Origin of the sequence: Caulobacter hibisci (genome assembly GCF_016135805.1) — a bacterium.
Classification (GTDB): domain Bacteria; phylum Pseudomonadota; class Alphaproteobacteria; order Caulobacterales; family Caulobacteraceae; genus Caulobacter; species Caulobacter hibisci.
Map to the genome: position 1 here is coordinate 46,561 of NZ_JADWOX010000023.1, position 21,213 is coordinate 67,773.

General features: G+C 68.7%; 21 protein-coding genes. 13 read left to right on the forward strand and 8 right to left on the reverse strand.

The genetic code is table 11. The features are described from left to right. Positions 1–90: 90 nt before the first annotated feature. The 7 genes from I4Q42_RS23095 (at position 91) to I4Q42_RS23125 (ending at position 6,165) form a co-directional block, all read left to right on the forward strand. Positions 91–435, forward strand: coding sequence for a hypothetical protein (locus I4Q42_RS23095; RefSeq protein WP_198578445.1), 345 nt, complete (start codon positions 91–93; stop codon positions 433–435). Between the two features lie 59 nt (positions 436–494). Continuing rightward, positions 495–920 (forward strand): hypothetical protein, encoded by a 426-nt coding sequence (locus I4Q42_RS23100; RefSeq protein WP_198578446.1) that lies wholly within the window; start codon positions 495–497, stop codon positions 918–920. A gap of 147 nt (positions 921–1,067) precedes the next feature. Then, positions 1,068–2,243, forward strand: coding sequence for a phosphoserine transaminase (locus tag I4Q42_RS23105; protein ID WP_198578447.1), 1,176 nt, complete (start codon positions 1,068–1,070; stop codon positions 2,241–2,243). A 5-nt stretch (positions 2,244–2,248) separates the two neighbouring features. Next, on the forward strand, positions 2,249–2,728 hold the full coding sequence (locus I4Q42_RS23110; protein ID WP_198578448.1) for a hypothetical protein: 480 nt from the start codon (positions 2,249–2,251) through the stop codon (positions 2,726–2,728). A gap of 63 nt (positions 2,729–2,791) precedes the next feature. After that, positions 2,792–4,369 (forward strand): phosphoglycerate dehydrogenase, encoded by a 1,578-nt coding sequence (gene serA / locus I4Q42_RS23115; protein WP_198578449.1) that lies wholly within the window; start codon positions 2,792–2,794, stop codon positions 4,367–4,369. Positions 4,370–4,640: 271 nt separating this feature from the next. After that, positions 4,641–5,009, forward strand: coding sequence for a VanZ family protein (locus tag I4Q42_RS23120; protein ID WP_198578450.1), 369 nt, complete (start codon positions 4,641–4,643; stop codon positions 5,007–5,009). Positions 5,010–5,052: 43 nt separating this feature from the next. Further along, positions 5,053–6,165, forward strand: a complete 1,113-nt coding sequence (locus tag I4Q42_RS23125; protein WP_198578451.1) for an acyltransferase family protein — start codon at positions 5,053–5,055, stop codon at positions 6,163–6,165. Between the two features lie 119 nt (positions 6,166–6,284). Here the strand turns inward: I4Q42_RS23125 and I4Q42_RS23130 are convergent, their stop codons facing one another. The 4 genes from I4Q42_RS23130 to I4Q42_RS23145 form a co-directional block, all read right to left on the reverse strand. Further along, on the reverse strand, positions 6,285–6,998 hold the full coding sequence (locus I4Q42_RS23130) for an HAD family hydrolase (protein ID WP_198578452.1): 714 nt from the start codon (positions 6,996–6,998) through the stop codon (positions 6,285–6,287). 31 nt (positions 6,999–7,029) lie between these two features. Next, positions 7,030–7,896, reverse strand: a complete 867-nt coding sequence (locus I4Q42_RS23135) for a dienelactone hydrolase family protein (RefSeq protein WP_198578453.1) — start codon at positions 7,894–7,896, stop codon at positions 7,030–7,032. Positions 7,897–7,978: 82 nt separating this feature from the next. Further along, the gene (locus tag I4Q42_RS23140; protein WP_198578454.1) at positions 7,979–8,137 is read right to left on the reverse strand and encodes a hypothetical protein; all 159 of its coding nucleotides are present in this window, start codon (positions 8,135–8,137) and stop codon (positions 7,979–7,981) included. A gap of 102 nt (positions 8,138–8,239) precedes the next feature. Then, a complete protein-coding gene (locus I4Q42_RS23145; protein ID WP_198578455.1) occupies positions 8,240–8,524 on the reverse strand; it encodes a DUF1272 domain-containing protein in 285 nt (94 codons plus the stop codon). Between the two features lie 244 nt (positions 8,525–8,768). Between I4Q42_RS23145 and carA the strand changes: the two genes are divergently transcribed. Further along, on the forward strand, positions 8,769–9,935 hold the full coding sequence (carA, locus tag I4Q42_RS23150; RefSeq protein WP_198578456.1) for a glutamine-hydrolyzing carbamoyl-phosphate synthase small subunit: 1,167 nt from the start codon (positions 8,769–8,771) through the stop codon (positions 9,933–9,935). A gap of 142 nt (positions 9,936–10,077) precedes the next feature. Further along, on the forward strand, positions 10,078–10,485 hold the full coding sequence (locus I4Q42_RS23155) for a globin family protein (protein ID WP_198578457.1): 408 nt from the start codon (positions 10,078–10,080) through the stop codon (positions 10,483–10,485). Between the two features lie 175 nt (positions 10,486–10,660). Here I4Q42_RS23155 and I4Q42_RS23160 read toward each other — a convergent pair whose 3' ends face one another. The 3 genes from I4Q42_RS23160 to I4Q42_RS23170 all read right to left on the reverse strand — a co-directional run bounded on the left by I4Q42_RS23160 (position 10,661) and on the right by I4Q42_RS23170 (position 16,644). Continuing rightward, positions 10,661–12,274 (reverse strand): carboxylesterase/lipase family protein, encoded by a 1,614-nt coding sequence (locus I4Q42_RS23160; protein WP_198578458.1) that lies wholly within the window; start codon positions 12,272–12,274, stop codon positions 10,661–10,663. A 216-nt stretch (positions 12,275–12,490) separates the two neighbouring features. Further along, positions 12,491–15,553 carry an efflux RND transporter permease subunit gene (locus I4Q42_RS23165; protein WP_198578459.1) on the reverse strand — a complete coding sequence of 1,021 codons (3,063 nt, stop codon included), beginning with the start codon at positions 15,551–15,553 and terminating at the stop codon, positions 12,491–12,493. Further along, positions 15,550–16,644: an efflux RND transporter periplasmic adaptor subunit gene (locus tag I4Q42_RS23170; protein WP_332873139.1), complete on the reverse strand. Its 1,095-nt coding sequence runs from the start codon at positions 16,642–16,644 to the stop codon at positions 15,550–15,552. Before I4Q42_RS23170 ends, I4Q42_RS23165 begins: the two co-directional genes overlap by 4 nt. Positions 16,645–16,764: 120 nt before the next feature. On the opposite strand from I4Q42_RS23170, the gene I4Q42_RS23175 reads away from it, so the two are divergent. Continuing rightward, positions 16,765–17,397, forward strand: a complete 633-nt coding sequence (locus I4Q42_RS23175; protein ID WP_198578461.1) for a TetR/AcrR family transcriptional regulator — start codon at positions 16,765–16,767, stop codon at positions 17,395–17,397. Between the two features lie 61 nt (positions 17,398–17,458). Further along, the gene (locus I4Q42_RS23180) at positions 17,459–17,662 is read left to right on the forward strand and encodes a hypothetical protein (protein ID WP_198578462.1); all 204 of its coding nucleotides are present in this window, start codon (positions 17,459–17,461) and stop codon (positions 17,660–17,662) included. 178 nt (positions 17,663–17,840) lie between these two features. On the opposite strand, the gene I4Q42_RS23185 is transcribed toward I4Q42_RS23180, so the two are convergent. Beyond that, entirely contained in the window at positions 17,841–19,166 is a 1,326-nt protein-coding gene (locus I4Q42_RS23185) for an oxygenase MpaB family protein (protein ID WP_198578463.1), read from the reverse strand. Between the two features lie 124 nt (positions 19,167–19,290). Here I4Q42_RS23185 and I4Q42_RS23190 point away from each other — a divergent pair, with 124 nt between their 5' ends. Beyond that, positions 19,291–19,911, forward strand: a complete 621-nt coding sequence (locus I4Q42_RS23190) for a TetR/AcrR family transcriptional regulator (RefSeq protein ID WP_198578464.1) — start codon at positions 19,291–19,293, stop codon at positions 19,909–19,911. A gap of 156 nt (positions 19,912–20,067) precedes the next feature. After that, complete coding sequence (locus I4Q42_RS23195; protein ID WP_198578465.1) at positions 20,068–21,174, forward strand: YeiH family protein; 1,107 nt, start codon at positions 20,068–20,070, stop codon at positions 21,172–21,174. The last annotated feature ends 39 nt before the right edge of the window (positions 21,175–21,213 follow it).

The window sequence follows — 21,213 nt, forward strand, 5'->3', positions numbered from 1 at the left end:
GACAAAACAACGCTAGGGCGCATTTCTCCATTGCGCAGGCGTTAATGATTCGTTTACCTATTCACTCGGTTCTCTGGAGGAGTCGGGTTAGTGGAAAAAGTGTTCGTTGCTCAACGAGTCGCCAATAAGTTGTTTGCGACTGAAAACGCCATCGATACTGCGATGGTGAACGCCGCCGAACTGATGTCGGACATGCTGAAGGCCCGTAAGGACCTTGGTCTGTCGGCCGTCGTCGGCGACAAGGCCAGCGCCAAGCTGGTCGAAGCCATGGCTGCGCTGGGAGAAGCCCGCAGCGCCATGGTCGGCATGCACAACGAGCTGAGCGAAGTGAAGCTTCGCGTCGGCATCCGCACCAAGCTGGCGGGCGTTGAAAACAAGTCGGAAGAGCTGGGCGAAACGACCGGCCATAAGGATGGTCTGCGCACGGTCGCCTAACGGCAAGTTGCAAGACTTTAACTTAGCAGGGCCCCTAATTTGCGTTAGGGGCCTTTTGCATGCTCGGAAACGCCATATCAGTCGGGATCTGGATCGCGATCGTCGCGCTCGTGGCTTTTGCCTGGGCGAAGGGCGGCCGCGCCGAGCGCTTTGGCGCGCTGGCGATTCTGCTGGGCGCGCTCGGCGTTTCGGCCACCCACGTGCTGCTGCCGCGCTCGGCGCAGCCGATTATCCTGCTGATCGACGACGCGGCCCTGGCCGTGGCCTTCCTGATGCTGGCCATGCGTTTCGTCAGCCCCTGGCTAGGGGTGGCGATGCTGCTCCAGGCGGTGCAGTTCAGCCTTCACGCCTACTATCTCGTCGTCGAGAAGCCGCACGACTACCTCTATAAAAGCGTCAACAACATCAACACCGTCGGCGTGCTGCTGTGCGTGCTGTTCGGCACGATCCTGGCCTGGCGGCGCAGCGCACGCGCCGCAAAATAATTGCCGAGCGCGGACGATCGGTCGCGGTCCGCGAAAGAAAATTCCAGAAAATGGCGCTTGCGTTCGCGGCGGAAACGGGGTTTCTCGCCGGCGGGCCACGCCCCCCCAACGGGGCGCAGTCCATCTGTAAGGATGGGAGACATCGCCATGACTACCCTCGCCAAGCCGGCAATCCGTCCGGCTCGCCCCGAGTTCTCTTCCGGCCCCTGCGCCAAGCGCCCCGGCTGGTCCCCTGAAAATCTGAGGAACGCGGTCCTGGGCCGCTCGCACCGCTCCAAGCTGGGCAAGGCGCGCCTGAAGGCCGCCATCGACCAGACGCGCGACGTGCTCGAAGTGCCCGCCGACTTCCTCATCGGCATCGTCCCCGGTTCGGACACCGGCGCCGTCGAGATGGCGATGTGGTCGATGCTCGGCGCCCGCCCCGTGCAACTGCTGGCCTTCGAGTCCTTCGGCAAGGACTGGGTCACGGACGTCAACAAGCAACTGAAGCTGCCCGACGTCGAGGTGCTGAGCGCCCCGTACGGCGAGCTGCCCGACACCGCCAAGGTCGATCCGGCCAAGGACCTGGTCTTCACCTGGAACGGCACGACCTCGGGCGTGCGCGTGCCCAACGCCGACTTCATCGCGGCCGACCGTGAAGGCATCACCATCTGCGACGCCACCAGCGCCGCCTTCGCCCAGGACCTGGACTGGACCAAGCTCGATGTCGTGACCTTCTCCTGGCAGAAGGCGCTGGGCGGCGAGGGCGCGCACGGGATCCTGATACTGTCGCCGCGCGCCGTGGCCCGCCTGGAAAGCTATGTCCCGGCCTGGCCGATGCCGAAGCTGTTCCGCATGACCAAGGCCGGCAAGATCGCCGCCGACATCTTCGAAGGCGCGACGATCAACACCCCGTCGATGCTGTGCGTGGAAGACGCCCTGGACGCCCTGCAATGGGCCGCCTCGATCGGCGGGCTCGAAGCCATGCAGGGCCGCGCCGACCAGAACCTCAAGGTCCTGGCCGACTGGGTCGAGAAGACCGCCTGGGTCGACTTCCTGGCCGCCTCGCCGGAAATCCGCTCCAACACCTCGGTGTGCCTGAAGGTGGTCGACGCCGAGATCGCCGCCCTGCCGGCCGACGCCCAGGCCGACTTCGCCAAGAAGCTGGCCAGCCTGCTGGAGAAGGAGGGCGCGGCCCTCGACATCGGCGGCTATCGCGACGCCCCGGCCGGCCTGCGCATCTGGTGCGGCGCCACGGTCGAGGCCTCGGATCTGGAAGCCCTGACCCCGTGGCTCGACTGGGCCTTCTCGGAAACCAAGGCGGCGGTCCTGCAAGCGGCCTGACGCCGATGTTCGCCGACCCCCTCACGCAGCGCCTGACCGACTTTATCATCGGCCTCGGCATCGACGTGAGGGTGGGCGAGCTTCCCGACGACACCTTCCTGCCGGGCGTGGACATCCGGTTCGGCGGGTTGGTGATCGACGAGAAGCGCCTGGCCCATCCCGGCGACATCCTGCACGAGGCCGGCCACATCGCCGTCACCGAGCCCGACGCCCGCAAGGCCGAACGGCTCGAACCCTCCGACGGCGAAGAGATGGCGACCCTGGCCTGGTCCTGGGCGGCCCTGACCCATCTGGGTCTGGAGCCCGCCGTGGTCTTCCATCCGGAAGGCTACAAGGGCGAGGCCGAGTGGCTGGTCGAGACCTTCACCTCCGGGGGCGCCATCGGCGTGCCGCTTCTTCAGTTCTACGGCCTCACCCTCGAGCCCCGCCAGGCGGCCGAGCGCGGGGTCGCTCCCTTCCCGAACATGCTGCGCTGGCTTCGCTGAGCGCGGCTTCACAGACAGACATCGCGGCCCGACCGGCCGCCGCATCGACAAGGAACTCAGCACATGGCTCCTCGCGTCCTCATCGCCGACAAGCTTTCCCCGGCCGCCGTCGACATCTTCAAGAACCGCGGCGTCGACTTCGACATCAAGGTCGGCCTGTCCAAGGACGAGCTGATCGCCGTCATTGGCGACTATGACGGCATCGCCATCCGCTCGGGCGCCAAGCTCGACAAGGACGTCATCGCCGCCGCCAACAAGCTGCAGGTCATCGCCCGCGCCGGCATCGGCGTCGACAATGTCGACATCCCGGCCGCCACCGCCAAGGGCGTGGTGGTGATGAACACCCCGTTCGGCAACTCGATCACCACGGCCGAGCACGCCATCGCCATGATGTTCGCCCTGGCCCGCCAGCTGCCGGCCGCCGACGCCAGCACCCAGGCCGGCAAGTGGGAAAAGAACCGCTTCATGGGCGTGGAGCTCTACGCCAAGACCCTGGGCCTGATCGGCGCCGGCAACATCGGCGGCATCGTCGCCGACCGGGCGCTGGGCCTGAAGATGAAGGTCGTGGCCTACGACCCCTTCCTGAGCCCTGAGCGCGCCATCGAGATGGGCGTCGAGAAGGTCGAGCTGGAAGAGCTGCTGGCCCGCGCCGACGTCATCACCCTGCACACGCCGCTGACCGACAAGACCCGCAACATCCTGTCGGCCGAGAACCTGGCCAAGACCAAGAAGGGCGTGCTGATCGTCAACTGCGCCCGCGGCGGCCTGGTCGACGAAGTGGCGCTGCGCAAGCTGCTGGACGACGGCCACGTGGGCGGCGCGGCCTTCGACGTGTTCGTCACCGAGCCGGCCAAGGAAAACCCGCTGTTCGGCTCGGACAAGGTGGTGGCCACGCCGCACCTGGGCGCCTCGACCTCGGAAGCCCAGGAGAACGTCGCCCTGCAGGTGGCCGAGCAGGTCAGCGACTACCTGCTGACCGGCGCCGTGACCAATGCGCTGAACAGCCCCTCGGTCAGCGCCGAGGAAGCCCCGAAGCTGAAGCCGTTCGTGGCCCTGGCCGAGAAGATCGGCGCCCTGGCCGGCCAGATGGTCGACTTCGGCATCAAGGCCATCGACATCGCCTTCGAAGGTGAAGTCGCCGCCCTCAACGTCAAGCCGCTGACCTCGGCCGCCCTGGCCGGCGTGCTGAAGCCGATGCTGGCCGAGATCAACATGGTTTCGGCTCCCGCCGTGGCCAAGGAGCGCGGCGTGACCGTCTCCGAGAGCCGCCAGGAAAAGAGCCCGACCTACGACTCGCTGCTGCGCGTCACCATCACCACCGAGAAGGGCAAGCGCGCCTTCGCCGGCACGGTGATCGCCGGCGCCCCGCGCGTCATCGAGGTCAAGGGCATGGAGCTGGACGCGGGCTTCTCGCCGGCCATGCTCTACATCAACAACCTCGACAAGCCGGGCTTCATCGGCGCCCTGGGCATGCTGCTGGGCGAAGCGGGCGTCAACATCGCCACCTTCAACCTCGGCCGCGTCTCGGCGGATGAAGACGCCATCGCCCTGGTCGGCGTCGACCAGGCCCCGAGCGAAGAGCTGCTGGCCAAGATCCAGGCCCTGCCGCACGTGAAGGAAGCCCGCGCGCTGACCTTCTGAGGTTGATTTAGAGAGACACCCAAAAAGGAGTCATCGCCCGGCTTGTCCGGGCGACCCAAGCAGCGTGTCAGCGTCGGTTAGCTCGGCTTGGGTCACCCGCATGAAGCGGGTGATGACTTCTTGAGAGGGAAGGCGGCTTCCGCCCCATCCGCGCCCCGCGGATGCAGATCGCGTGCAGAGCCCGACAAGAATGAACACGCGGGGCTGGCGGCCATTTTCAAGCCCCAGGTGAGCGGCTAGGGCAGGGCTTACGTCTCGTCCAGGATCCCGCATGTCCCGCAGCTTCAAGCACAAGATCAACTGGCTGGCCTTCGCCGTCTTCGTGGCCGCGGCGCTCTACGCCTTCTGGAAGGCGGTCACCTTCGGCGACGACGCCCTGGGGCTGATCCCGTGGGACAAGGCCAAGCACTTCATCGTCTTCTACGTGCTGGCGGTGCTGGGCTGCCTGGCCATGCCCAAGAGCCGGCTGTGGCGCATCGGGGCGGTGCTGGTGGCGTTCGGGGCGCTGATCGAGGTGGTGCAGTTCTTCGTCGGCCGTGATGCGGCCTGGGGCGACATCTTCGCCGACTTCTGCGGGGTGGCGGCGGCCTACGGCTACAGCGTGGTCGGCGAGATCCGCCGCAGGCTGCCGGCCCGCTGAGCTCCAGCTTGACCGTCTTCGCGGGGGCGCTCACCACTGGCGCGTGAAACCGTTCCCGCCGCTCAAGACCGATTCCGACGACATGCTGCACCTGGACGCCCTGCGGGCGATCGGGGCGGTGATGATCGTCGTCTTCCACTTCAACCGGTTCATCAATATCGACGGCCGCTGGCAGGCGGTGGACGACACGGTCAAGAGCTTCAGCCTGTTCGTCGATCTGTTCTTCGTGATCTCCGGCTATGTGATCAGCGCCGTCTATACCGGGCGGATCCGCACGGTCTCTGACTTCCGCTGGTTCCTGCAGAAGCGGGTGGCGCGGCTGATGCCGCTGCACTGGCTAACCCTGGGCGTCTTCATTGCCATCGCGATCGCCGGGGCGCTGGGCCTGGTCAACGACCGCGACCCCAGCCGCTACGACCCGGCCTGCGTCGTGCCCAATCTGCTGAACCTGCAGGCCTTCGGCATCTGCCGCGCCCAGACCTTCAACTTCGTCAGCTGGTCGATCAGCGCCGAGTGGGCGATGTACCTGATCCTGCCGGCGCTGCTGTGGCTGGCGGGACGTGGGACGGCCTGGCTGACTCTGGCGACCGCCGCGATCCTGGCGGCCCTGTTCGCCGTGCCGCTGTTCGTCCCGACCGCCGCCCAGCCCTTCCACATGTGGACCGCCGACTTCGGCGTCGCTCGGGCCGCGCCGGGCTTCATGATCGGCATGATCGCCTACGGGATCCGCGGGCCGCTGGGCCGGCTGCCGGGCGCGCGCTGGTGGTTCTTCGGTTCGTGCCTGGCCTTCGTCGCCGGGGCGGCCTTGCAGCTGGACCGGAGCATCCTGCTTTTCGTCTGCTACGCCGTCGGCCTGCTGGGCGTGGCGGCCGACAATGCGCCGGTGAAGGCCGGCCCCGCCGTGCGCTGGCTGGCGCCGTGGGGGCAGCTGTCCTACTCGATCTACATGCTGCACCCGATCGTGCTGAAGATCGCCCTGAACTGGGTGGGTCTGGGCATGCTGCACCTGACCGGTGACGTCATGCGGTTGTGGTGCCTGGCCTGGGGGCTGGTGCTGATCCCGGTCAGCTATGCGTCGCTGATGTATTTCGAGAAGCCGGCGCGGGATGCGATCGCGCGGTGGGGGAAGGCCGCCACCAAGAAACCTCTCCCATAGGGAGAGGGAGGGGGCCGCCGCGTAGCGGTGGGAGGGTGAGGGCGTACGCCGCCAGCCGGCGTGCGGGCACGCCGTCTTCCGTCCCTAACCCCTCATCCGGCGCTTCGCGCCACCTTCTCCTATGGGAGAAGGGATTTGGACACATGATCCACGAAGGCCGGTAGTTCGCTGATCGAGGCCAGCTCGACATAACGCTCATGCCCGACCGGCGCCTCGGCCGCCTCGTGCGCCCAGACCAGCGGGTAGGGGATCAGGGCCCCCCAGGCACCGGCCTCCAGGGCGGGCAGGATATCCGAGCGCATCGAGTTGCCGGCCATCAGGGCCTGATGCGCGCCGGTGCCGTAGCGCTCGAACACCCGGCGGTAGGTCTCCGCGTTCTTCTCCGAGACGATCTCGACGGCGGCGAACAGGTCGCCCAGGCCCGAGGCGGCCAGCTTCTGCTCCTGGTGCAGCAGATCACCCTTGGTGATCAGGATCAGGCGGTAGCGCTTGGAGAGCTCGGCCAGGGCCTTCTCGACGCCGGGCAGGGGCTCGACCGGCTCGGTCAGCATCTCGCGGCCGACGGCCAGGATCTCGCGGATCACCCGGGTGGAGACCGCGCCGTCCGTCAGGTCCAGCGCGGTCTCGATCATCGACAGGGTGAAGCCCTTGGCGCCGTAGCCGTAGACCCGAAGGTTCTTCTTCTCGGTCACGGCCAGCTGGGCGTCGATCCGCTCCTCATCGCCGAATTCGGCCAGCAGTTCGACGAACCGCTTATGGGAGAGGCGGAACAGGGTCTCGCAGTGCCAGAGGGTGTCGTCGGCGTCGACGCCGACCGTGGTGATGAGGCTCATGACCTCAAGCTACATCACCCCACGGGCTACATCACCCCAGGGTTCGCTTGTAGAGGTCCAGCAGGTTGGCCCAGGCCGTTTCGGCGGCGGTCTCGTTGTAGACTTGGCTGCCCTTGACCGTCCAACCGTGGGCGGCGCCGGCGAAGACCTCGACCTTGGCCGGGCGCTTGGCCTCGGCGAAGGCGGCCTTCAGCTTTTCCTTGGTCTCCGGCTCCTTCTGATCGTCGTTGTCGGCGATCTCGATCAGATATTCGGCGTGGGTCTTGGGGATCAGCAGGTGCGGGCTGGTCGGCTGGTCGGTGACCAGGCCCCCGCCGTGGAAGCTGGCGACGGCGGCTATGCGGCCCGGCGCGGCGGCGGCGGTGCGGAAGGCCAGCGGCCCACCCATGCAGTAGCCCTGCACGCCGACCTTCCTGGCCTTGTCGGTCTCTTTCTGGGCGTCGAGGAAGGCGACATAGGCCAGGGCGTCCTTGTCGGTCCCCTCGGGCGTCACCGTGGCGCGCAGCGGCGTGATCTTGGCGCGGTCTTCGGGGTTGGCGAAGTTGAACGTCCCCTCGACCACCGGCGCCTTCTTGACGCGGTAGTAGAGGTTGGGGACCAGCACGACATAGCCCTGGGCGGCCAGGCGGCGGCCCATGTCGCGGAACACCGGGCGCAGGCTCATGACGTCGGGCCAGATCAGCACGGCGGGCCATTTGCCCTTGCCGGCCGGCTTGAACAGGGCCGCGTCGGCCTCGCCGTCGGGCGTCTTGATGGTGACGTCGGTCTCCACGACCTTGTCGTCGGCGCGGGCGGCGGTGGCGGCCAGGCCGCCGGCCGCGGCGGTCATCAGGCCGAAGGCGCGGCGCGAGACGCGCGGGTCATGGACAAGGCCTTGGTGGATGTCGTCGTCGCACATCGCGCGGGATCCTTCGCAACTGAGAGGCGCCCGCACGGTGCACGACCCGAGCCCGAAGGCAATCGGGGAAGCCCGGAAAGGTTCAGAAGCTGAGGATTACGAATAGGGCGCCGCTGGCCACCATGCCGACGCTGAGGACGAGGCCGAGCGCCTGACCAGCCAGACCCTTACCCGAAAGACGCGTCCAGGCGATCTTCGACGCACTCTTGTGGGCGGCTCGATCGTGGACGGCGGCGGTCATGGGTCAATCTCCTCGTTAAGCCCAAGCTTGTGGGGCCTGACGGGTTAACGGCCATGAACCGCCGAACGATCCGGGCGTGCGACCGATTGATCCAGCCTGCGCCTAATGCGCCACACCCCAGCCGTCCCGTGGGCGCGGGGCGGGCGAGGGGCAGGCCGAATGGGCCTTGTTGACCCGCCGCAGCGAGGCTGGAAAGCGGTGCAGCTTGCTGTCGGGCCGGATCGGCCGGGCCACCAGGTCGCCCTCGCAATTGGGGCAGACGCTCTGGAATCGGCTGTCGGCGCAGTCGATGCAGAAGGTGCATTCGAAGGTGCAGATGCGGGCCTCGCCGCTGTGGGGCGGCAGGTCGCGATCGCAGGACTCGCAATTGGGGCGCAGTTCGAGCAAGGGCCGTCCTCCCGTGTTCTTATGCGTTGAGACCCCGCACCATAAGGGCTGGAGGCCCCTCGGCGCGAGGGGGCGTCTTCGTCGATCACGGGAATGTGGCGGGCAGCGGAGAAACGCGTGATCCAAGGGGTTGACCCCCCCTCCCAAGGTCCCTAAACACGCCGCCGTTTGCGCAGGCGGGCGGGGTTCTCCCCGGCCCGCCTTTTTGCGAAAATGACCATGCGTTCTGGAGGCGCTTCTCGAGATGTCCCAAGACCTTCTCCCCGGCGTTACTGGCGTTCTGGTTCTGGCTGACGGCACGGTGCTGCAAGGCGTCGGCTGCGGTGCGGTCGGCGACGCGGTCGGCGAGGTGTGCTTCAACACCGCCATGACCGGCTACCAGGAAATCCTGACCGACCCGTCCTACATGGCCCAGATCGTGGCCTTCACCTTCCCGCATGTCGGCAATGTCGGCACGAACAGCGAAGACGTCGAGCAGGTCACCGGCGTGGCCGAGACGGCCGCCCGCGGCGCGATCTTCCGCGACGTCCCGACCGATCCGGCCAACTGGCGCGCCAACAGCGACTTCGACGGCTGGATGCAGCGCCGCGGCGTCGTCGGCCTGGCCGGCGTCGACACCCGCGCCCTGACCCGCAAGATCCGCGAGACCGGCATGCCGCACGGCGTCATCGCCCACTCGCCCGAAGGCAAGTTCGACCTGGAGGCCCTGAAGGCCAAGGCCCGCGAATGGTCGGGCGTGGTCGGGCTGGACCTGGCCAAGGACGCCTCCACCACCCAGACCTTCACCTGGGACGAGGGCCTGTGGTCGTGGCCGGCCGGCTACGCCAAGCTCGACAATCCCAAGTACGAAGTGGTCGTCATCGACTACGGCGTGAAGCGCAACATCCTGCGCGCCCTGGCCCATGTCGGCGCCCGCGCCACCGTCGTTCCGGCCAGCACCTCGGCCGAGGACATCCTGGCCCGCAATCCCGACGGCGTGCTGCTGTCCAACGGCCCGGGCGACCCGTCCGCGACCGGCGAGTACGCCGTGCCGGAGATCCAGAAGCTGGTCGCCAGCGGCAAGCCCGTGTTCGGCATCTGCCTCGGCCACCAGATGCTGGCCCTGGCCCTGGGCGCCAAGACCGTGAAGATGGAACAGGGCCACCACGGCGCCAACCACCCGGTCAAGGACCTGACCACTGGCAAGGTCGAGATCGTGTCGATGAACCACGGCTTCACCGTGGACAGCGAAAGCCTGCCCGAGCCGGTTCAGGAGACCCACGTTTCGCTGTTCGACGGCACCAACGCCGGCATCGCCCTGAAGGACAAGCCGGTGTTCAGCGTCCAGCACCACCCGGAAGCCTCGCCCGGCCCGACCGACAGCCTCTACATCTTCGAGCGCTTCGCCGGCCTGATGGACAAGGCGAAGTAAGACGAAACGCCCCGCCGAAAGGCGGGGCGTTTTTCGTTTCCGGCGTCGCGGCTCCGCTGTCACGAAACGATCGTCCAGGGTTCACGCACGGCCGTTCGGGCCGGTGTTACCGTCTTGCCGTTTCCAGCCTCGCGAGGACGGCATGACGGCCTATGAACGCATCGGCGGCGAGGCCGCCGCCCAATCGGTGACTTCTGACTTCTTCGCCCGCGCCCAGGCCGACGAGCGGCTCAAGGGCCTGTTCGGCGACGAGATCGCACCGGGCGCCCGCGCCTTCGTGGCCTCGGCCCTCGATATCGACGCCGCCGAGGCCCGCGGCGACCAGGACCTGGCCTTGGTCTGGCTGGGCGCCAACAGCCTGGAAGACGACGAACTCGACCTCGTCATCGGCCATCTGGCCGCCGCCCTCGAAACCGCCGGGATCGACGACGAGATCATCGCCGACGTCGCCGACCAGATCGAACTGCTGCGCGACGAGTCGCTCGGCCCGGACGAGGACGAGTTCGACGACGAGGACGAAGACGAAGAAGAGGGTGAGGTCGCAGCTTAGACCTGATCCTTCTCCCCTTGCGGGAGAAGGTGTCGGCGAGGCCGACGGATGAGGGGTCTCTCAAACATGAGACACCTCGCCCGGCCTCGCCGCCGCACGCGGCTTTGGGGTTTGAGAGACCCCTCACCCGACCTCCCTCCGGGAGGCCACCCTCTCCCGCAAGGGGAGAGGGGCCCTAAGTCCCAAACTGCGTGAACGGCACCTTGTTGAACAGCTCCCGCTCGCCGCCGCGCGGGTCATCCTGCATGCGGGTAGCGTCGTCAAACACCAGGGTCTGGCGGCGGGGCAGGGTGTAGGGCTCCCATTTCGGAATGGCCGCGCAGTTGGGATCGCCGGTGCGGGCGAATGCGACGAAGGCGTCCATCATCGTGTTGGACATCGCTTCGCTGCGCGGGCCGGTCCCGACGATCGAGCCCTTGGCGTCCAGCGTGCCGAAGGCCAGGCCGATGTCGATGGTGTGGGGCGCGCCCCAGACGCCGCCGTCCTTGGGCGACTTCCAGTTGACCTGGTAGACGAAGGCCGGCGCACGCGTGGCGGCGCGGGCCTCTGCCTGCAGGATCGCCGCCTTCCACGAGCGGCCGGCGGTCGAGGCGGCGAAATAGACGTCCGACGGGGAATAGGCCGGATACATCTGGCGATAGGCGGCGACGACCGTGGCCGGGTCGATGTCGATCCGGGCGTTGAACTGGCCGGGCAGCTTCTCGACCACCTGTTCCCAGGTCATGTCGAACACCTTGCGGTCCCAGCCGGCGAAGCCTCGCGTCTCGTCATGGGTGTTGCCGCAGATCAGCGGCACGTCGAGACCGAGGGGCGAAGCGTCGGGGAAGAACGGGTGGCGGGTCAGTGACCGCTCGTCCAGCACCGGGCCCATATAGACCCCGCCCGAGCCGGCCACCGGATCGATCGCCTTCAAGCCGTTCAGCAACTGATCGGCGGGCAGGGCGCGCAGGGCCGCCAGGTCGCTGATCCCCAGCTTGTCCAGGAACAGCTTGGCCCGCCTGGTGGCGTTGAACGGCCCGCCGGCGGTGACCTGCTGGCCGCTCATGGTCACGGCGCGGTGGAACAGGCCCTTGGCGGCCGGCATGGCCAGCAGGGTGGCGATCTTGGCCCCGCCGCCCGATTGGCCAAACAGCATCACCCGGTCCGGATCGCCGCCGAACTGCGCGATGTTGTCCCGCACCCATCGCAGGGCGAGGACCAGGTCGAGCTGGCCGACATTACCGCTGTCGGCGACGCTGGGATCGTCGAACAGGCGGGCCAGATAGAGGTAGCCGAAGGCGTTGAGGCGGTGGTTGACGGTGACCACCACGACGTCGCCGCGCCTGGCCAGTTTCGTCCCCTCGTACCAGGGGCTGCCCCCCGAGCCGCCGTTATAGGCGCCGCCATGGATGTAGAACATCACCGGTCGCTTGCCGCCGTCGGCGAGGCCGGTCTTAGAGGTCTTGGCCGGGGTCCAGACGTTGAGGAACAGACAGTCCTCCGAAAGGGTCTCGCCGTCCTCGCCCTTGCCGGTCTGCATCGAGGCCGCGCCATAGTCCAGGGCGTCGGCGACGCCGGTCCAGGGCTGGGGCTTGCGGGGCGGGGAGAAGCGGTTGGCGCCGCCGGTGTCGGCCCCGTAGCGCAGACCCTTGAACACGTGGACGCCGTCGACGGTAGTCGCGCCCCGCACCTTGCCGGCGACGGTGGTCACGATCGGCGAGCGGGCGGAGCCGGAGGGCTTGGCATGGGCCGGAAGGGCGCTGGCGGCGGCGGCCGCTCCGGCGGTCAGCAGCAGGCTGCGACGATCCATCTTGGTCTTCCTCCGGCGCTTCTGGCGAGCTTGCCGCAAGGGCTAGCACGAAACATGACACCGGTAGCAAGCTCTAAATTACCCCTCTCCCCCTGCGGGAGAGGGTGGGCCGCGAAGCGGCTCGGGTGAGGGGTCTCTCAGAAGCTGGCGGACGGGCTTTTCGACCCCTCATCCGACGGCCTTCGGCCGCCACCTTCTCCCGCAAGGGGAGAAGGATCAGTGCTCCTCCCCCCGCGCCGTCAGCCAGTACATCACCGGCGTCGCCACCCGCGACAGCACGGTCGAGGTGATCAGGCCGCCGATGATGGCGATGGCCAGGGGCGAGTAGAGGCCCGAGCGCTCCAGGGCCAAGGGTAGCAGCCCGCCGATCGCCGTGGCCGAGGTCAGCAGCACGGGCAGGAAGCGCACCTCGCCGGCCTTCTCGATGGCGTCGTGCAGGTTCATCCCCTCGCGGCGCAGCTGTTCGGTGAAGTCGACCAGCAGGATCGAGTTCTTGATCTCGATGCCGATCAGGGCGATCAGGCCAATGGTGGCCGTGAACGACAGGGAATTGCCGGTCATCCACAGGGCCGCGATCGCCCCGAAAATCCCGAACGGGATGATGCCGGCCACGACGAGAGCGGTCTTGAACTTGCGGAACTCCAGCACCAGCACAGCCAGGATCCCGAACACCGCCACCATCACCGCGGCGCCCAGCCCCGCGAAGCTTTCCGACTGCGCCTCGGCCTGTCCGCCTAGCGACAGGGCGTAACCGGGCGGCGTCGGCAGTTCCTTCTGCAGGCGCGCCAGCACGTCCTTGGTGACGGTGTCGGTCAGGTAGCCGGTGCGGACGAAGGCGGTGATCGTCACGGTGCGCTCGCGGTCGAAGCGGTCGATGCGGGCGGGGCTGGACTTCAGGCTTGGCGCGGCGATGGCCGACAGCGGGGCGGCCTCGCCGTCGGCGGTGGGGACGTAGACGCTCGACAGGGCCGACAGGGCGTTGCGGTCGGCGCCGTCCACGGCCTCCATCGGCAGGCGCACCTTGACCGCGTAGTCGTCGCCGTCGGGATCGCGGAAGCGGCCGGTCTCCTCGCCCGACAGCGCCAGGCGCGCCGCGCGCCTCGCCGCGCCGGCCGGCACGCCCAGGGCCGCGGCCTTGGCCTCGTCTATGCCGAGGTCGAGGTCGGTGCGGTCCAGGCGCACGGGATTGCCGACGTCGCGCGTGCCCGGCGTGCTCTTGAGGATCGCCTCGGCCCTGGCCGCCAGGGCCTTCAGCACGCCCAGGTCGCGGCCGGTGACGCGGACGGCGACAGGGGCCTCGATCGGCGGGCCGTTCTCGAACACCTCGACGCTGATCCGCGCGCCTGGATACTTGGAAAAGTCGGCGCGCAGGCGGTCGAGCAGAACCTCGCTCTTGCCCGGCTCCCAAGCCTTGAGGCTGGCGAACATCTCGCCATAGGTCACCGCGCTCTCGCGCTGGGACTGGTTGTAGAACACCTGCGGATTGCCGCGGCCGAGGTTGGCGGCGCGCCAGACGATCTCGGGCTCGCGCGCTAGCCGCTGGTCGACATAGCGCAGGGCCGCGTCGGTACGGGCCAGGGACGAGCCGTCGGGGGTGAACACCCGCACCACGAACTGAGGGGTTTCGGCGGCGGGGAACAGGCTGGAGCCGGCGGCCTTCAGCATCGGCACGGCGGTGGCGCAGAGGGCCAGCATGACGGCCAGGGCCAACCACGGTCGCGCCAGGGCCCGGTGCAGCACGGGGCGATAGACGGTGTGGATCACGCCGTTGACCGCCTGCAGCAGGCGGTTGCCTTCTGGGTCGGAATGCTTGTCAAGCACCCGGCTGGCCAGGAACGGGATGATGGTCAGCGACACGAAGAGGGAGGCGCCGACCGTGCACAGCACCGTCACAGGCAACGAGCGGATATAGGCGCCCGAGCCGGCCGGCAGGGCCATCAGCGGCAGGAAGGCCAGCATCAGGGTGGCCGTGCAGCCGATCACCGCCAGGGCGATCTGGCCCGAGCCGTTGATCGCCGCAGCGGTGCGCTCCTCGCCTTCGCGGATGCGGCGGGCGATGTTCTCGGTAATGACGATGCTGTCGTCGACCAGCAGGCCCAGCGCCAGCACGAAGCCGGCGATGGTCAGCTGGTTCAGGGTGAAGCCGAAGGCCTGGATCAGCGACAGGCCGATCAGCAGGGACAGCGGGATCGACACCATCACCACCAGCCCCGCGCGCGGCCCCAGCGGCAGCAGGGTGATCAGCACCAGCACCAGGGCGATGGCGAAATCGCGGAACAGGTTCTGCAGGCGGTGGTCGACATTGTGCGCTTGGACGAAGCCGCGCTCCAGCTTGACCCCGGCCGGCAGCACCTTCTCGTAGTCGTCCAGCACCTTCTCGACCGACTTGGTGATGCGGCCGACGTCCTGGCCATCCTTCTGGGTGACGGCGACGAAGACGGCGCGCTTGCCGTCGAAGCGGGCCAGGTGGGTTGGCTCCTCCTGTGCCCAGGCGACGTCGGCGACGTCGCGCACCCGCACCACCTGGCCGCCGGCCGAGCGGACGGGGGTGTTCTTGACCGTGTCCAGCGAGCGGAAGGCCCCGCCGGACTTGACGTTGAAGCGCCGGGCGCCGGCCTGGACCGCGCCGATAGGGGCCTCGACGCCGGCCGACTTGAGAGCGTCGGCGACGGCGGAGGCCGGCAGCTTCAGGGCCGCCAGCCGCGCCAGGTCCAGCGACACCCGCACCTCCGAGGCCGGGGCGCCGTAGTAGCGGGTCTGGCGTACGCCGGACACCCGGTCGAGCCGTTCGGACAGGCGATCGGCGACCTTCTCCAGGCGACGCATCGGCAGGCTGTCGCTGGTCAGGGCGACCTGGACGATGGCCACCTCGGTGGTGCGCACGCGCTCGATGTCCAGCCGTTGCAGGCCCGACGGCAGGCTGCCGCGGATGGCGTTCACCTCGCGCACCACCTGGTCGAACTTGCGCTCGGGATCGACGTCCCAGGTGAAGAACACCCGCACCACGGCCGCGCCGTCCAGGCTGGTGCTCTCGACCTTGTCGATGCTGTCCAGACCATAGACCGCCGTCTCGATCGGGTCGGCGACCAGTTGCTCCATCTCGGCCGGCTCGGCGCCGGGCAGCACCGCGCGGATCAGCACGATCGGGATCGGGAAGTGCGGGTCTTCGGACCGGGGTACGGTCATCAGGGCGTTGACGCCCAGCATCACCAGCAGGCCGAAGACGACGATGGTGAACTGCCAGCGCCGGACGGCGAAGGCGGCGAGGTTGAAGCTCATGGGGCGGCGACCTTGCGGGTCGGCCCCTCGCTGGGCGATCTGGCCAGGGCGCGCGGATCGACGACGCTGACCTTCTCGCCGTCCGAGACGAAGCCGGCGCCGGCGGTGATCACCCGGCTGCCCGGCGGCAGGCCGGCGACCAGGGCGTCGTCGCCGTCGAAACCGCCGAACCGCACCGGCGTGCGCCGGGCCGTGGTTCCGTCGAGCCGCAGCACCGCTGCCTTGTCGCCGGAGGCTTCCAGCAGGGCCTCGGCCGGGATGCGGGCGAAGGCGGCGCGGGCCGAGGCGTCGGCGGCCGGGGCGCTGAGGCGGGCCGAGGCGATCTGGCCGCTCTTCAGTTCGGGGCGGGCCTGGACCTCGATCTCGACCGTCACCGCGCCGGTGCGGGCGTCGGCGGCCTGACCCAGGCGGGTGACGACGCCGGTCAGGGTCTGGCCGGGCAGGGCGTCGGCGGTGATGGCGGCGCTGGAGCCAACCTTCACCCGCGCGGCGTCGCGGGCGGGCAGGGGCAGGCGCAGGACGAGCGGGCTCGATAGATCGGCGACGGTCAGCACCGTCTGGCCGGCGGCCACGACCTCGCCGGCCTGGGCCGCACGGGCCAGGACCACGCCGGAGACGGGCGAGGACAGGCTGGCCCAGCGCCGGTCGAAGGCCGCGCCGGCGTTGGCGGCCTGGGCCGCCTTCAGCGCGCTTTCGGCGTCGTCCAGCCGGGCCTTGGCGACATAGCCGGCGGCATAGAGCTTGCGGGCCCGCTCGGCCTCCCGGCGGGCGCGCTCGAGATCGGCGACGACCTGGGTCTGGCGGGCGTCGACCCCGGCCGGATCGATGGCCGCCAGGATCTGGCCGGCCGCGATGCGGTCGCCGGCCTCGACGCTCATCCGTGTCAGCACGCCGGGGATGCGGAACGACAGGGCCATCTCGCGGCGGCGCTCAAGGGTTCCGGAGGCGGTCAGGTCCGAGGCCGCACCGGGCGCGCCAATGCTGACGGCCTCGACGGCGGGCGGCGGGGCGGCTTGAGGCGCCTCCGCCTTGCCGCCGCAGGCCGCCAAGGCCAGAGCCGACGCCGTGGCCAGCGCGGTGACCAGGACCACGCCTCCATATCCAGCACGCGCCCCGTCCATGCCCTCGCCCTCATCATCGATCGGTGATAAGTAATCACTGATCGATTATTGTGGGTTGTCAAGCCGGCCCCGCTGCGGAAAGGAGGGACGATGACCGCGCCGAAGATCCGTTCCCCCCGTAAACCCAAGGGACAGGGCGCAGAGCGCCGCGAGGAGATTCTCGACGCGGCCCTGGCGCTGTTCAGCGAAAAGGGCCTGCACGCGGTCTCCACCCGCCAGATCGCCGAGGCCTCCGGCATCTCGCAGCCGGCCCTCTACGCCTATTTCGCCACCAAGGACGACATTACCGCCGAGCTGTGCGTGCGGGCCTTCGCCACCCTGGTGGAGCGGATGGAGGAGGCGCGGGCCAGCTTCATGCCCACGGCCGAATGCTTCGAGCGGGCGCTGCGGGTCTATGTCGATTTCGGGCTGGAGAAGCCCGACGCCTATCGCGTGGCCTTCATGGTCGAGAAGGGGCTGGACAAGGAGAGCGTCGGCGACCGACCGATGATGGCGGGCATCGGCGCCTTCCAGCGCTTCGCCGAGATCGTGGCCGAGATGCGCGACGCGGGCCTGACCCATGACGACGACGTCCAGCGCATGACCCAGACCCTGTGGGCGGGGCTGCACGGTCTGGTCTCGCTGCTGATCGCCCGCGCCGATTTCCCCTGGGTCGAGCGCGAGGTGCTGATCGCCTGCCACATCGCCCTGCTGCGGCGAGGGACACTGAAAGACGTCCGTTGAAACGAGGCGGGCGGGCGACTACATCGGCGGGCTTCGGACCTCCCTGACGAAAGACGCCTCGATGGCCAAGCTGCAGCCCCTGGAAACCTTCTCCCTGCAGGAAACCGAAGACGGCTACCGCCTGCTGGTCTCGGCCGTCGGCGGCGAGGCGCTCTACGTCTCGATCACCTCCGAGCAGATGGACGAGATCATCGATAGCTTGGACACGGCGCTGACCGGCGACGACGAGACGGCGGGAGAAGAGGACTTTGACGACGCGGATTGAGGTCCTTCGGGGACGGCGCCGTCGTCACCTGCGACCTTGTTTCTTTCAAAGTCATCGCCCGCTTCATGCGGGCGACCCAAGCCGAACTAGCCACATCCTGGCAGGCCGCTTGGGTCGCCCGGACAAGCCGGGCGATGACTTCTGATATCTAGAGCGAATAATCCTCGGCCCCTTCGGATCAGGCCGCCGCCGCCCGCGCGTTGGTCGGCCGGTAGTTCGCCGCATCGGTCGTGAACTCGGCGTGGCCGTAGCGCTTGAGCAGGGCCCGCATTCGCCGGACGAGCGCCGCGTCGGCGACATCCTTCAGCACGGGCACGTGGTCGGCCAGCTCGAAGGCCTTCATCTGCAGGGTGACCAGCAGGGCGACGATCACGAACACCACCTCGTCGGCCGGTCCCACCTCGATCCCCATGCTCGCCGCGCGCGCCCGATCGCCGCGCAGGAAGTGGCGCAGGAAGAAGGCCTTGGCGAAGCGGCGCTCGATGCGGTCGTGAAGGCGGCTGGCCGCGCTTTCGTCCGGCGGCAGGTAGGCGCCTAGGGTGGCGCGGATCAGAGCGCCGCAGGTCTCGTCGTCGAAGCCGCGGCGCAGGGTGCTGTCGCGGGCGGTCATCATCCGCACCACGCCCTCGGGGGTGTCGGCCAGCAGGTCCTGCGGCAGGCCCAGCAGGAAGCAGCGATAGCGGCTGAGCTCGACCTTGGCCCGCTCGGAGGCCGTGAAGTGGCGGCGGCCCTTGCGCAGCATCTGGAAGGACATCAGGAACACCGGGATCAGCCCGGCCGGCATCTGGTCGACCTGCGGGATCGGCACGCCGTAGACGGCGCTGTCCCAGCGGCCCGAGCGCAGGGCGTTGAAGCGCACCATCGAGTGCATCAGCCGCACCATGGCGGCGGCCTTGAAGCCCTCGCCGTGCGGCTCCAGCGCGCCGGGCAGGATGGTGGTGGCGAAGAAGGCGGCCGTTTCGTTGACCCGCTTGGCGGCGGTCTCTGCGCCGAGCGTGCCGGTCAGGGCCATGGGCAGGGCCGAATACTTGTTGAGGAAGGTGGCCACGAACGCCCCGCGGATGGCGAAGGGCGCCAGGAAGGCCGCGGCGGTGCGCTCCAGGCGTTGGCCCTCGCGGACCAGCTCCATGTCGATCCAGTCGGACGTGGCGGCCATCTCGGCGACGAAGGCGGCCAGTTCCGACGGCGCGCCCGGCACGGCCTCGATCCCCTGGTCGCAGGCGGTGGTCAGCATGTCGATCAGTCGGCGAAAGCCGTACTGCGGGATCAGGGCGGCATAGGCGTCGGCGACGATGTCGCCCAGCATGGTGTAGGCCCGCACGCGGTCGAGATCGTCCTGGGTGACGGAAACGCCCAGCGGGTTGCGGTCGCGGGCCACGGCGAAGGCCGGGTCCTCGGTGAAGCGCTCGGGCGTGCGGTCGAAATCGATCTGGCCGTAGAAGCCCGGCAGGCGGGTCTTCTGCGAGGCGACGCGGGCGCGGACGTCTTCGATGGGACGGATCATCGGGGCTCCTTCCGGTCCGCCGGCGAGGGCGAACCTGTTCTTGGCCTCAAGCGTATGTAAGCATTGCTCATGTTCCTACTCGCCTTGGGTTCAGGCGGGGCGAGCGCGTGGAGAGGATCGGCAAGTGGCTGAAAAACAACGCAGAGCGCCGAGCCAGGGACGGGCCCAGGCCACGGTGGACGCCATTCTCGACGCGGCCTTTCAGCTTCTGGAGAGCGGCGGGCCCGAGCGCCTGACCACCAATCACGTCGCCGAGCGGGCGGGGGTCAGCGTCGGCACGGTCTATCAGTACTTCGCCGACAAGCAGGACATCCTGGCCGCCCTGGCCCAGCGGCGGACCGGCGTGGTGCGCGACGCGATCGCCCAGACCCTGATCGACCGGCCGGACCTGGGCAGCGTGCGGCCGATCGTGCGGGCGCTGATGAACGGCTTCGAGGGCTCGCCGGCCACGCGCCAGGCCCTGCTGGGGGCCATGTTCCATCGCGGCGATGCGGTGCTGGAGCAGCACCACCAGGCCTTCCTCGCCTCGATCGCCGGCAAGGCGCGGCTGCAGATCGACCTGACCCCGGAGTCGGCCTTCGTCCTGACCCACGCCGCCGTCGGCCTGCTGCGCGCGGCGGCCGCCGAGCCGGGTCTGGCGCTGGATCCGCAGGCGCTGGAGGACGAGCTGGTGCGGCTGATGGAGGCGTATATCTCGGCGTTGGTGGCGGTGCGTGGTCCTCGTCCTTCGACAAGCTCAGGATGAGGACCAAACTGGCGTCGCAGATCATTCGAAAACCTCACCCTGAGCTTGTCGAAGGGCGTGGTTTTCGCTCCCCGGACGCCCTTCTCTTGTCATCTCGCTGAGCAAGGCCCAGACGAAAGGCGTCGTCGGCAGGGCGACTCGTCAAAGGGCCTGGCGATGCAGTCCGATCTCGACACCGACGCGGCCGCCGCGCGGGCGCTGTTCCAATCCCTGGAGGGGATGGAGGGCCTGTCGCGCCCCGAGCCCGCGCCGGTCCAGGCCAAGGCGCGGTTCCCCGGCCAGGCGGCGCTGATCAAGCTCTATCCCGGCGTGCTGGTGGCCGGGACCATCGCTCTCGCCTCGACCTGGCTGTCGCAGCACTACGGCGCGCCGGTGATGCTGTTCTCGCTGCTGCTGGGCATGACCTTCCACTTTCTGCACCAGGAAGGCCGCTGCATCCCAGGCATCGAGTTCTCGTCCAAGGCCATACTGCGGTTCGGCGTGGCCCTGCTGGGCGCGCGGATCACGGCCGGGCAGATCCTGAGCCTGGGCCTGACGCCGATCGTCACGGTCATCGTGGCGGTGGTCTCGACGATCCTGCTGGGGGCGTTCCTGTCCAAGCGGATGGGTCTGCGGCAGGGCTTCGGCGTGCTGTCGGGCGGCGCGGTTGGCATCTGCGGGGCCTCGGCGGCCCTGGCGATCGCGTCGGTCCTGCCGCGCGACAAGGACGGCGAGCGCGACACTATCCTGACCGTGGTGGTGGTCACCACCCTGTCGACCATCGCCATGATCACCTATCCACTGCTGACGGCGGCCCTGCATCTGGACCAGACCAAGGCCGGGGTGTTCCTGGGCGGCACGATCCACGACGTCGCCCAGGTGGTCGGGGCCGGTTACATGATCTCGCCCCACACCGGCGACGTGGCGACCTATGTGAAGCTCCTTCGCGTCTCCATGCTGCTGCCGGTGGTGTTCACGATCGCCTTCCTGGCGGCGCGGCTGCTGCCGGGCGGCGGGGCCGGAGCCAAGCCGCAGCTGCCGCTGTTCCTGGTGGCCTTCGCGGTCCTGGTGGTGGTCAACAGTCTTGGATGGCTGCCCAAGATCGCGGTCGATGGCGCGGCCGAGGTCAGCCGCTGGTGCCTGGTCACGGCGATCGCGGGCCTGGGCATGAAGACCTCGTTCAAGGATGTGATGACGGCGGGCTGGCGGCCGGTGGCGCTGATGGTCGTGGAGACGGCCTGGATCGCCGGGGTCGTGCTGGTGGCGGTGGAGTTCTTTCTTTAGGTCCCTTCTCCCCTTGCGGGAGAAGGTGTCGGCGATAGC

Coding starts and splice junctions, on each gene's coding strand:
- I4Q42_RS23195 (WP_198578465.1), top strand. CDS start 20,068: ATGCAGTCCGATCTCGACACCGACGCGGCCGCCGCGCGGGCGCTGTTC.
- I4Q42_RS23100 (WP_198578446.1), top strand. CDS start 495: ATGCTCGGAAACGCCATATCAGTCGGGATCTGGATCGCGATCGTCGCG.
- I4Q42_RS23155 (WP_198578457.1), top strand. CDS start 10,078: ATGACGGCCTATGAACGCATCGGCGGCGAGGCCGCCGCCCAATCGGTG.
- I4Q42_RS23140 (WP_198578454.1), bottom strand. CDS start 8,137: ATGACCGCCGCCGTCCACGATCGAGCCGCCCACAAGAGTGCGTCGAAG.
- I4Q42_RS23175 (WP_198578461.1), top strand. CDS start 16,765: ATGACCGCGCCGAAGATCCGTTCCCCCCGTAAACCCAAGGGACAGGGC.
- I4Q42_RS23135 (WP_198578453.1), bottom strand. CDS start 7,896: ATGTGCGACGACGACATCCACCAAGGCCTTGTCCATGACCCGCGCGTC.
- I4Q42_RS23160 (WP_198578458.1), bottom strand. CDS start 12,274: ATGGATCGTCGCAGCCTGCTGCTGACCGCCGGAGCGGCCGCCGCCGCC.
- I4Q42_RS23180 (WP_198578462.1), top strand. CDS start 17,459: ATGGCCAAGCTGCAGCCCCTGGAAACCTTCTCCCTGCAGGAAACCGAA.
- carA (WP_198578456.1), top strand. CDS start 8,769: ATGTCCCAAGACCTTCTCCCCGGCGTTACTGGCGTTCTGGTTCTGGCT.
- I4Q42_RS23105 (WP_198578447.1), top strand. CDS start 1,068: ATGACTACCCTCGCCAAGCCGGCAATCCGTCCGGCTCGCCCCGAGTTC.
- I4Q42_RS23130 (WP_198578452.1), bottom strand. CDS start 6,998: ATGAGCCTCATCACCACGGTCGGCGTCGACGCCGACGACACCCTCTGG.
- I4Q42_RS23120 (WP_198578450.1), top strand. CDS start 4,641: ATGTCCCGCAGCTTCAAGCACAAGATCAACTGGCTGGCCTTCGCCGTC.
- I4Q42_RS23110 (WP_198578448.1), top strand. CDS start 2,249: ATGTTCGCCGACCCCCTCACGCAGCGCCTGACCGACTTTATCATCGGC.
- I4Q42_RS23165 (WP_198578459.1), bottom strand. CDS start 15,553: ATGAGCTTCAACCTCGCCGCCTTCGCCGTCCGGCGCTGGCAGTTCACC.
- serA (WP_198578449.1), top strand. CDS start 2,792: ATGGCTCCTCGCGTCCTCATCGCCGACAAGCTTTCCCCGGCCGCCGTC.
- I4Q42_RS23185 (WP_198578463.1), bottom strand. CDS start 19,166: ATGATCCGTCCCATCGAAGACGTCCGCGCCCGCGTCGCCTCGCAGAAG.